The organism is Paramagnetospirillum caucaseum (genome assembly GCF_000342045.1).
GTDB classification, from domain to species: domain Bacteria; phylum Pseudomonadota; class Alphaproteobacteria; order Rhodospirillales; family Magnetospirillaceae; genus Phaeospirillum; species Phaeospirillum caucaseum.
Window position 1 is genome coordinate 1 of the sequence record NZ_AONQ01000105.1, and the last position, 10,607, is coordinate 10,607.

Annotated in this window: 7 protein-coding genes and 2 pseudogenes; 7 read left to right on the forward strand and 2 right to left on the reverse strand. The window is 66.4% G+C overall.

All coding sequences use genetic code 11. From position 1 onward, the window contains the following. Together H261_RS21485 and H261_RS21490 are read right to left on the reverse strand one after the other, a co-directional pair. Window positions 1-404, reverse strand: a pseudogene (locus H261_RS21485) (nucleotide sugar dehydrogenase); the annotation flags it as partial. A 41-nt stretch (window positions 405-445) separates the two neighbouring features. After that, on the reverse strand, window positions 446-2,263 hold the full coding sequence (locus tag H261_RS21490; protein WP_008621898.1) for a hypothetical protein: 1,818 nt from the start codon (window positions 2,261-2,263) through the stop codon (window positions 446-448). A 163-nt stretch (window positions 2,264-2,426) separates the two neighbouring features. Between H261_RS21490 and H261_RS21495 the strand changes: the two genes are divergently transcribed. The 7 genes and pseudogenes from H261_RS21495 to H261_RS21525 form a co-directional block, all read left to right on the forward strand. Continuing rightward, on the forward strand, window positions 2,427-4,328 hold the full coding sequence (locus H261_RS21495; protein ID WP_008621900.1) for a polysaccharide biosynthesis protein: 1,902 nt from the start codon (window positions 2,427-2,429) through the stop codon (window positions 4,326-4,328). A 25-nt stretch (window positions 4,329-4,353) separates the two neighbouring features. Further along, entirely contained in the window at window positions 4,354-5,934 is a 1,581-nt protein-coding gene (gene purH / locus H261_RS21500) for a bifunctional phosphoribosylaminoimidazolecarboxamide formyltransferase/IMP cyclohydrolase (RefSeq protein ID WP_008621901.1), read from the forward strand. Window positions 5,935-5,951: 17 nt separating this feature from the next. Next, on the forward strand, window positions 5,952-6,506 hold the full coding sequence (gmhB, locus tag H261_RS21505) for a D-glycero-beta-D-manno-heptose 1,7-bisphosphate 7-phosphatase (RefSeq protein ID WP_008621902.1): 555 nt from the start codon (window positions 5,952-5,954) through the stop codon (window positions 6,504-6,506). Further along, window positions 6,490-7,629, forward strand: coding sequence for a glycosyltransferase family 4 protein (locus tag H261_RS21510; protein WP_235063011.1), 1,140 nt, complete (start codon window positions 6,490-6,492; stop codon window positions 7,627-7,629). Before gmhB ends, H261_RS21510 begins: the two co-directional genes overlap by 17 nt. Continuing rightward, complete coding sequence (locus H261_RS21515) at window positions 7,626-8,732, forward strand: glycosyltransferase family 4 protein (protein WP_008621904.1); 1,107 nt, start codon at window positions 7,626-7,628, stop codon at window positions 8,730-8,732. The genes H261_RS21510 and H261_RS21515 overlap by 4 nt, the downstream gene beginning before the upstream one ends. Next, window positions 8,729-9,895, forward strand: coding sequence for a glycosyltransferase family 4 protein (locus tag H261_RS21520; RefSeq protein ID WP_008621905.1), 1,167 nt, complete (start codon window positions 8,729-8,731; stop codon window positions 9,893-9,895). Before H261_RS21515 ends, H261_RS21520 begins: the two co-directional genes overlap by 4 nt. A gap of 299 nt (window positions 9,896-10,194) precedes the next feature. Next, window positions 10,195-10,607 (forward strand): annotated as a pseudogene (locus tag H261_RS21525) (nucleotide sugar dehydrogenase); the annotation flags it as partial.

Sequence of the window (10,607 nt, forward strand, 5' to 3'; positions counted from 1 at the left end):
CCGGAGACCCGTTCCAATTCGGGGCCGCAGATATCCTCGGTGACGCCGGGATAGACCGTGCTTTCGAACACCACCACCGCGCCCCGGCCCATGGCGGCGCCCACCGTCCGGCAGGCCGACAGCACGGGCCGCAGATCGGGCTCGTTTTTCTCGTCCACCGGGGTCGGCACCGTCACGATATAGAGGTCGGCGCCTCGGATGTCCTCGGGCCGGGCCGAAAGCTTCAGCGTGCTGGCCCGCAACACCGCCGGCGCCACTTCATCGGTGCGGTCGATGCCGCGGTGAAGTTCGGAAATCCGCTCCGCCGAAATGTCGAAGCCCGTGGTCGGAAACCGCCGCGCCAGCGCCACCGCAAGCGGAAGGCCAACATAGCCGAGCCCGATGACGACGATCCTGCTGCTCATGGCTGAGTCCCGCGTGCTGAGTGCATGTGATGATCGCTCCGTCAGGGCCAGCGCTCGGGCGTGATGCCGCCGGGATAGGGAAAGTGCTCGACCACGTTCCACACCGTACCTTCCCGGTGGAGCAGCAGGGCGGCACTGACGGGTTCCAGACCCATCCGCGCCTGGCCGGAATAGACGAAGGCCCAATCCGCCTCCTGCTGCTTCAGAACAATGCTGAGATCGGCTCGGCTGAACGCCGACAGGTACGACACCATTTTGACCCGCCCACTCCACTCATAGGTGGCCATCACCCCCGACAGGCCGCTGCCCGAGGGATCGATCACCGTGGCGCGCGCGCCCATGGGCATGGCGGCGCCGGCGGCGTGCAGGGACTGGCGCAGGAAGGGCTTGGTGAGATCGTGATCGAAGCGGATCTGCGAGGCCAGGATCACCGGCACGGCAAGTGTCAGAACCACCGCGGCGCGGCCCAACCACCGGATCGGCCTGGTATGGGCGACGGCCCCCAGGCCGCGTCCCGCCAGAACGGCGGCCGGCAGCATCATGGCCAGACCGAGATGGGTATTATAGCGCCAGTAGGAGGCCACATGCAGCGCCTCGTAATCGCCGAACACGACCACATAGGTGACCAGGAGAAACAGGTTGTAGCCCAGGAACAGCATGGCGGCCAGGGCACACAGCCGGTCGAACAGGCTGCGGTCCCGGATGAAACCGCGTATCCCCAGCACCACCATCACCAGGCTGAGGCCGAAATGGCCGCCCTTGTTGCTGGCCACATCGGCCATGGCCAGGAGGATCTGGGGGATCTGGGCCACATGCCAGTGCTCGCGCGGCAAGATCACCATCTCGCGCCCGGCCAGATACTGATCCACATGCCAGCGCCACAACCCCGAGCACAAGGCGGGCAGCAGAATCATGGGCAACCAATGCATCCGCAGCAAGGCTCGGAGCCCCCCACGGCGCAGAGCCAGCAAGGCACTGCCCCCAAGAATACAGCCGAACAGGGCGGCGTTGCCGGGCTTGACCCCCATCAGCGCCACGCCGGCCAGACCGAAGGCCAGGCTCCAGCGCCCTCTTTCTCCATTATCCTCGCTGCCGGTGATTCTTTCGCCCATCAGGACCAGCATGGCCACCAGGAAGGCCGTGGCCACGTCGGCATAGGCCGAGAACACCAGCTTGTGGACGAAGGTGGGGGAAAATGCCGTGGCGGCCAGAAACCCCATCGCCGCCATGGGCAGGGTAACCGTGCCCGCCGCCTCGCGCCGCGCCAGACTGATCAGCGTCACCGCGAACAGCACGAGCAGCAAGGTATTGAGCAGGGCCGGCACCGCCTCGGAAAACCCCGACAGCACCATGGCAGCCAGACCGGCCATGGGCCAGCCATAGGGATAGGCGGTGCAGCACGATGGCATGGGGGGAGCCGAGGGACCTCCTGGCAGAATGAAGGTTTCCCGCACATAGCGGAAGGCATGCAGCCAGTGGCTGAATTCATCCCATTCCGAGCCCCGGCGGTCGGACAGCAGCAGCAGCAGCGGCACCGCGATCAAGGTCACGGGCAGGGCGGTTCGTGCCCAGCCGCCAAGATTGCGGCGGTCCCGCGCCAGGGTGGCCAGGGCGGCGGCGGCGGCCAGGAAGAGAGCCAGGCGAAGATCCAAGCCCCCAACGCCGATGGCCGTTGAAATCAGCACCAGAAACCCCATGCCCGCCGCGAAGGCGGGGGCCGGCTCGGCACGGGACAGCAGAAAGCGTCCGACGAAGGCCAGGACGGCCACCGCCGTCAAGCTGGCGACAACCGGGCCGATTTCCAGATGAATCTGGCTGAGAATGGCCGGAGAGCCGGCGATGAACTGGGGAAGCTTCATAAAAAGGGCCATCCACGCTGCGGGGCGGGACCTTAATATCCGCGCTCCCCGGAGGAGTCCAGGAGGAGTGCGGTCGTCACACTTGACCGGCTTGCCGCTCTCCCTTAATCAGAGGCTTCAAGAAGCCCGGTTCCGATGGGCCTTCCGAGGATGATTAAGGTCGATGAAACTGCCGGCGCTGTCGCGTGCTCATCTGGCTTTCGCCCACGACGTGTCCATGGCGGCGCTGTCTTTCGTCGTCGCGCTCTATTTGCGTCTGGGGGATGACGCCTGGGTCTGGTGGGACCGTCTGGACCTCACCATGGCCACCGCCCTGTTCACCCTGATCGCTGCTCCTATCTTCGTGTCGCAGCGGCTGTATCGCGGCGTGTGGCGTTATGCTTCGGTCAACGACCTGATGGCGCTGACGCGGGCCGCCACCTTGACCATCCTGGTCTTCCTGCTGCTGCTGTTTCTGACCACCAGGTTGCAAGCCCTGCCCCGCTCGGTGCTGCTGATTAACTGGTTCGTGCTGCTCGCCCTGCTCGGCGGGCCGCGTTTTATCTATCGCACGCTGAAAGACCATCACCGCAGCCGGCAGCGGGCTCAGGGCGACCATGTCCGGGTACCGGTACTTCTGGTCGGCGCCGGCGACGAGGCGGAACTGTTCATCCGTGCCGCCCAAAGTCCCGATGCCGAGTACAAGGCGGTGGGCCTGCTCAGTTCACGCGGCCAGCGGGTCGGTCGTCATATTCACGGCATCGATGTGCTGGGCTCCACCGAGGAGATGGCCGAGGTGGTGGCATCGCTCAAGACCAAGGGGCTGGCGCCGCAGCGGCTGGTCATCACCGACCATCGCCTGGACGGTTCCGAGGTGCGTCAATTGCTGGACGAAGCCGACCGGCTCGGCATGACGCTGGCGCGCATTCCCCGCATGATGGAACTGAAAGACGGCGTCGAGGAGCGCGTCACCATGCGCCCCATCGCCGTCGAGGATTTGCTGGGCCGCCCCCAGGCGGTGCTCGACCGCGCCGCCATGGAGGCCATGATCAAGGGGCGCCGCGTCCTGGTCACCGGTGCCGGCGGCTCCATCGGCAGCGAACTGGTGCGTCAGATCAGCGATTTCGGCCCCGCATCACTGGTGCTGTTCGAGGCCTGCGAGTTCAATCTCTACGCTATCGACCAGGAAATAGCCGTCCGCCAGCCCGGCATGGAGCTGGTGCCGCTGCTGGGCGATGTGCGCGATTCAGTGCGGGTCAACGCCGCCATGGCGCGGCACAGGCCCGATCTGGTGTTCCATGCCGCCGCGCTGAAGCACGTCCCCATGGTCGAGTACAATCCCGACGAGGGGATCCTGACCAATTGCGTCGGCACCCGCCTGGTGGCCGATGCCTGCCGCGCCAACGGCGTGGCGCTGATGGTGCAGATCTCCACCGACAAGGCGGTCAATCCCACCAACGTCATGGGCGCCTCCAAGCGGGTGGCCGAGAAATACGCCCAGGCCCTCGATCTCGCCGAGAGCGAGGGGGATGGCACCCGCTTCGTCACCGTAAGGTTCGGCAACGTGCTGGGCTCGACAGGTTCGGTGGTGCCGCTATTCCAGAAGCAATTGGCCGAGGGCGGGCCGCTCACCGTCACCCATCCCGACATGACCCGCTATTTCATGACGGTGAGGGAAGCGGTGGAACTGGTGCTGCAGGCCTCGGCCTTCGGCATCGGCCATCCGGCCTATCGTGGCAAGATCTTCGTCCTCGACATGGGCGAACCGGTCAAGATCGTCCATCTCGCCCGCCAGATGATCCGTCTGGCCGGATTGCGGCCCGATGTCGATGTCAAGATCACGTTCACCGGCCTGCGTCCCGGCGAGAAGCTGTTCGAGGAGCTGTTCCACGATTCCGAGCCCACCATTCCCACCGAGATGCCCGGCATCCTGGTGGCCGAGCCGCGGGCCGCCGATGCCGCCGAACTGGGTGCCGCCATCGCCGGGCTCGAGCATTCATGCCGGCTCCACGATGTGGAGGCGGTTCTGGCCGGCCTCGGCTCCCTGGTTCCCGAATACGCCACCCGTCCTACCGTCCCGAACTGACCAAGCCCCCGGAGAGCCTTTCCCCATGTCCGATATCCGCCCCGTCCGCCGCGCCCTGCTTTCGGTTTCCGACAAGACCGGCCTGATCGAGTTCGCCCGCTTTCTCGCCAAGTCGGGCGTCGAACTGCTGTCCACCGGCGGCACCGCCAAGGCCATGCGCGACGCCGGGCTTGCCGTGATCGACGTGTCGGACTTCACGGGCTTTCCCGAAATGCTCGACGGTCGCGTCAAGACCCTGCACCCCAAGGTGCATGGCGGATTGCTGGGCATTCGCGGCAATGCCGCACACGAGAAGGCCATGCAGGCCCACGGCATCAAGGAGATCGACCTGCTGGTGGTCAACCTCTATCCCTTCGAGGAGACGGTGGCCAAGGGTGCCGATTACGACACCTGCGTCGAGAACATCGACATCGGCGGCCCGGCCATGATCCGCGCCGCCTCCAAGAACCACGATTCGGTCACCGTGGTGGTCGATGTGGAGGATTACGCCGTGGTGAGTGCCGAGATGGAGGCCAACCAGGGTGGCACCACCCTGGGCTTGCGCAAGCGTCTGGCCGCCACCGCCTATGCCCGCACCGGCGCCTATGACGCCGCCATCAGCCAGTGGTTCGCGCGTGAGCTGGGCGACACCTTCCCCCGCCGCGTGGTGGTGGCGGGGGAGTTGAAGCAATCGCTGCGCTACGGCGAGAATCCGCATCAGGCCGCCGCCTTCTATACCGATGGCCGCAAGCGGGCCGGTGTCGCCACGGCGCGTCAGCTGCAGGGCAAGGAACTCAGCTACAACAACCTGAACGACACCGACGCCGCCTTCGAGCTGGCCGCCGAGTTCGAGCAGCCCGCCATCGCCATCATCAAGCACGCCAATCCGTGCGGCGTATCGGTGGGCACCGATTTGAAGAGCGCCTATCTGCGTGCCCTGGCCTGCGATCCGGTCTCGGCCTTCGGCGGCATCGTCGCCATGAACCGCCGCCTGGACAAGGTCACCGCCGAGGAGATCGCCAAGCTGTTCACCGAGGTGGTGATCGCACCGGAGGCCGATGACGATGCCGTCGCCGTGTTCGCCGCCAAGAAGAACCTGCGCCTGCTGGTCACCGGCGGCATGCCCGATCCGGCCTCGCCCGGCATGACGCTGCGCCCGGTGGCCGGCGGCTATCTGTTCCAGACCAAGGACAATGGTCGGGTCATGGCCGCCGACCTCAAGGTGGTGACCAAGCGCCCCCCCACCGAGCGCGAGCTGGCCGACCTGCTGACCGCCTTCCGCATCTGCAAGCACGTCAAGTCCAATGCCATCATCTACGTCAAGGACGGCGCCACCGTGGGCATCGGCGCCGGCCAGATGAGCCGCGTGGATTCCTCGCGCATCGCCGCCTGGAAGGCCCAGGAGGCGGCCACCGCCGCCGGCCTGGCCGAGCCCCAGACCATCGGCTCGGTGGTGGCATCGGACGCATTCTTCCCCTTCGCCGACGGCCTGCTGGCGGCGGCGGCGGCGGGCGCCACCGCGGTGATCCAGCCCGGCGGCTCCATGCGCGATGCCGAGGTGATCGCGGCAGCGGACGAGAAGGGCCTGGCCATGGTGTTCACCGGCATGCGCCACTTCCGGCATTGATTATAGGGAGACGAAAGATGACTTCCCGGCGTTTCGTGCTCATCGACCGAGACGGCACCATCAATGTCGAGAAGCATTATCTCTCCGATCCTGATCAGCTGGAGCTTTATCCCGGCGTGGCGGCGGCCATCCGCCGCCTCAACCGCCTGGACCTCGGGGTGGTGGTGGTGACCAACCAGTCGGGCATCGCGCGCGGCTATTTCGATCTGGCCCGGCTGGACGAGATTCATACCCGGCTCTACACCTTGCTGGAGGGCGAGGGCGCCGCCATCGACGGCCTCTATATCTGCCCCCATGGCCCCGACGACGATTGCGCCTGCCGCAAGCCCCTGCCCGGCATGATCGAGCAGGCGGTGGCCGACCATCGCTTCGACCCGTCCCGCGCCTTCATGATCGGCGACAAGGAGGTGGACGTGGAACTGGGCCATGCGGTGGGGGCCGTTTCCTTCCTGGTGCGCACCGGCCACGGAGCCAAGTACGAGGCGGGGACCAAGGCCGATTATGTCGTCGATGACCTGCCGGCGGCAGTCAGGGTGATCGAAACCCTGGTGAAGCATGGCACATCCCAGTAACCCTTCCGGCAAGGTTCGGGTGATCATCAATGCCCTGCACGCCAAATCGGGCGGCGGCGTCACCTATCTGCGCAATATTCTGCCGCATTTGGCTGCCGCCGAGGGGCTGGAGTTGCACCTGTTCCTACACGATGACCAATACGATCTGTTCGGCATGCCGCCCGAAGGGATCCGGCTCCATCTCCTGGGCTTTTCCAACAGTTTCATCCGGCTGCTGGCCTGGGAGCAGTTGGCCCTGCCCATCCTGGCCCGAGAGATGGGTGCCGACGTCACCTTCTCCTTGGCCAATTACGGGCCGCTGCTGGCACCCAACCCGGTGATCGTGCTGCGCAATTCCCTGGCGGTCGCCCAGCGCGAGTACCGTCCATCCAAATGGGCCTATTGGGCGGGGCTGGCGGCGGGAACCCTGGCCTCGCTGGTCGGCTGCCACTCGGCCATCGCCGTCTCCGATTACGCCCGCCGTGCCTTGGGGTTTGGTTTGACGGGCCGGTTCAAGGACAAGATCACCGTGGTCCACCACGGTGTCGATGCCCGCTTCACGCCTGCCGCCCTCCCCGCGCCGCGCCTGCCGGACGAGTTGCTGGTGGTTTCCGACGTCTACGTCCAGAAGAACATCCACACCCTGATCCGCGCCTTGGCCAAGGTCATGAGGCATCATCCGGATGTCCGCCTGCTGATCGCCGGGCGTCTGGTCGATGCTGACTATCACCGGGAATTAGTGAGCCTGGCGGCAGGGTGTGGCGTCGCCGGAGCCATCACCTTCCTGGGGGGGCAGAAGCCGGCCGAACTGGTCGATCTTTACCGCCGCTGCACCGTCTTCCTCTTTCCCTCGACGGTAGAGACCTTCGGCAATCCCCTGGTCGAGGCCATGGCCTGCGGCGCGCCGGTGATCTGCTCGGACAGCGCGGCCATGCCGGAGGTGGCGGGGGACGCGGTCCTCTACGTTTCCCCCCTGGACGTGGACGGCATGGCGGCGGCCATCGAGCGGGTCCTGGACGATGCCGGGCTGCGCGAAGACCTCGGCCGGCGGTCACTGGAGCGCGCGGCGGGGTATTCCTGGGCCAAGACCGGGGCACTGACCGCCCAGGTGCTGCGAAGCGCGGGGAGGCGCGGCCCGCCGTGACCCGCCTGCTTTACCTCGTCAGCCATCCCATCCAGTATCAGGCACCGCTGCTGCGCCGCATCGCCGCTGAACCCGGCATCGACCTCAGGGTGATCTTCGAACGGAAAGATACCGTCCAGGGCTATCACGATCCAGGCTTCGGAACCCAGGTCCGTTGGGACGTGGACCTGCTGGGTGGCTATGACCACGCGACAATGGCCGAGACCAGCCTGGAGAGCGAAATCGGGCGGGCCGATGCGGTTTGGATGCATGGGTGGGATTCATCCGCCCGGCTCAAGGCCCTGGGACTGGCCCGGGTGCGGGGGCGTCCGGTGCTGATGCGGGGCGAGAACCAGGATCAGGCCATGCCCGACGGGCCGGGTCCGCGGGGCTGGGTAAAGCGGCGCTATCTGGCGTGGATCTTCCGCCGCTGCCGTGCCTTCCTGGCCATCGGCACGGCCAACGGCGACTACTATCTGAGGCGGGGCATCGGGAAGGAACGGATCTTTTCCATGCCCTACGCGGTGGACAACCAGGCCTTCGCCGAACGGGCGGCAGGGGCGGATGGCATGGCGCTCCGCCGCTCCCTGGGTATTCCCGATGGACTCCCGGTCGTGCTGTTCGCCGGTAAGTTCCAGAGGCGCAAGCGCCCCGACCTGCTTCTGGACGCCTGGAAGACGCTTGCCCAGCCCCGTCCGGTGCTGCTGATGGTCGGCGACGGCGAGATGCGGGCGGAATTGGAGGCTTGGGCCGAACCGGGCGTGGTGTTCGCCGGCTTCCGCAACCAGGGTGAACTCCCCGGTTTTTACGCGATGGCCGATGCCTTCGTGCTGCCGTCTGAATCCGAGCCCTGGGGACTGGCCGTCAACGAGGCCATGGCCTGCGGCACGGCGGTGGTGGTCAGCGACCAGGTGGGCGCGGCCCGCGATCTGGTGGACGAGACGACCGGGGCGGTGTTTCCCGCCGGTGATGCCGCGGCCCTGTCCACCGCCCTGTCTCAAGTGATTGCCCGCTCGGATTGCCTGGGAGCGCAAGCCGCCGAGCGGATTGCCGGCTGGGATTTCGAGGCTGATGTGGCCGGGCTGAAGCAGGCTCTGGCTTTCGTGGAGGAACGGCGGCCATGAAGATCCTGGTCAATGCCATCTCGGCGCGTATCGGCGGCATCGTCACCTACACCCGCAATCTGGCGCGCAGCCTCGCCGAGCGCAAGGTGGACGCCACCATCGCCGTCTCGGCCCGCTTTCCCGAGAACGGCCTGCCGCTGTGGCATCACTGGGCCAGCGACCTGCGTCCACTGTCGCGCTTCCTCTGGGAGCAGACCTTCTGGCGGCGAACGGTGGCAAGGCTCAAGCCGGACGTGCTGTTTTCCTCGGCGAATTTCGGCCTTCTGTCCTGCCCCGTGCCGCAGATCCTGCTGATCCGCGAGGGAGGGTTGTTCGATCCGTTCTACCTGGCCAATTGCACACCGGCCCAGGGAGTGGCGCCAGCGCTGCAGCGCAGCGTCCGCCGCCGGCTGATCCTGGAATCAGCACGCCGCAGCGACCGGGTGGTCACCCCCACCCTGGCCATGCGGGAATTGCTGCTCCATTGGGCGCCCGACCTGGCAAGCAGAATCGAGGTCAATTCCTACGGGACCATGAGCGAGAGTTTCTCGCCATCGTCCGGTCTGCGGCGGGACTGGCGGGTGGACGGCTGCCTGCGCCTGATCTACGTCTCGGTCTACTATCCGCACAAGCAGCCGGAGCTTGTCTGCCGGGCGGTGGCCGAGCTGAACCGGACCGGTCGGCAAGCCCACGCCACCATCAGCATGGACATCCGGGAAACCGAGGACTTCCGGGGCGGGCTTCTGGACCGCCACATCCTGACCGAAGCCTCGGCGCGCGGTGATGTCACCCTGGGGCGGCGCCCCTACGAAAGCCTGCCCGAACTCTACCGCACCCATGACGTCTTCGTGTTTCCCTCCATTTCCGAGACCTTCGGCCATCCCATGGTCGAAGCCATGGGCTGCGGCCTGCCGGTGGTGGCCGCCGATACCCCGGTCAACCGCGAGATCTGCGGCGACGCGGCCCTGTATTTCGAACCTTTGTCACTCAGCGCATTGCTCGACTGCCTGAGCCGGCTTGAGGGCGACCCGCAACTGCGCGCTGCCCTCATCGCCCGTGGACGCCAGCGGGTGGTGGAATCCTTCACCTGGGAGAGCCATGTGGACCGGCTGATCCAGGTCTTCCGCGAAGTGGCGGAAGATCAGGACAGAAAGCTTTTGGACTCCGGTGCTCAGGCAGGCTAAATCAGCCTCTCCACCAACTAGCGGCATGGGGCCATGAGCAGCACCAGAGCACTTTCCGGCCAATCTGAATCACTCCGACGGTGGCGATTTGCGAGACGGTGCAAGGAAGGCGGCGAAGAGCGTGGCGGCGCCACGGTCGAGACGGCTGACGTGGCAATGGCCGCAAATCGGCCCGTCCTTTCAGGTTGCCCATGCGGCGGACATCCGCGGCGTTCCGCCCCTTGGCCGATGCGCCGCATCGACCTGCGGGCCGGGCCTTGCGGTCTGTCACCCCGCATGGAGCAACGGAGTGATCCAGATTGACCGGAAAATGCTCTAGGATCGTCGTCATCGGGCTCGGCTATGTTGGCCTTCCGCTTGCGGTGGCGCTGGCGCGGCGGTTTCCGACCACGGGCTTCGACATTTCGGCGGAGCGGATTTCCGAGCTTCACCGCGGCATCGACCGCACCGACGAAGTGGCACCGGCGGTGTTGCGGGCCAGCACGCTGAAGCTTTCGGCCCGGCCCGAGGACATCCGGGGCGCCGACATCTATATCGTGACGGTGCCGACCCCGGTGGACGAGAAAAACGAGCCCGATCTGCGGCCCGTGCTGTCGGCCTGCCGGACGGTGGGCGCCGCCATGGGCCGGGGCGCGGTGGTGGTGTTCGAAAGCACGGTCTATCCCGGCGTCACCGAGGATATCTGCGGCCCCGAATTGGAACGGGTATCGGG

Excerpts from the sequence above, each read along its gene's own strand:
- H261_RS21490 (WP_008621898.1), bottom strand. The coding sequence starts at position 2,263 with ATGAAGCTTCCCCAGTTCATCGCCGGCTCTCCGGCCATTCTCAGCCAG.
- H261_RS21495 (WP_008621900.1), top strand. The coding sequence starts at position 2,427 with ATGAAACTGCCGGCGCTGTCGCGTGCTCATCTGGCTTTCGCCCACGAC.
- purH (WP_008621901.1), top strand. The coding sequence starts at position 4,354 with ATGTCCGATATCCGCCCCGTCCGCCGCGCCCTGCTTTCGGTTTCCGAC.
- gmhB (WP_008621902.1), top strand. The coding sequence starts at position 5,952 with ATGACTTCCCGGCGTTTCGTGCTCATCGACCGAGACGGCACCATCAAT.
- H261_RS21510 (WP_235063011.1), top strand. The coding sequence starts at position 6,490 with ATGGCACATCCCAGTAACCCTTCCGGCAAGGTTCGGGTGATCATCAAT.
- H261_RS21520 (WP_008621905.1), top strand. The coding sequence starts at position 8,729 with ATGAAGATCCTGGTCAATGCCATCTCGGCGCGTATCGGCGGCATCGTC.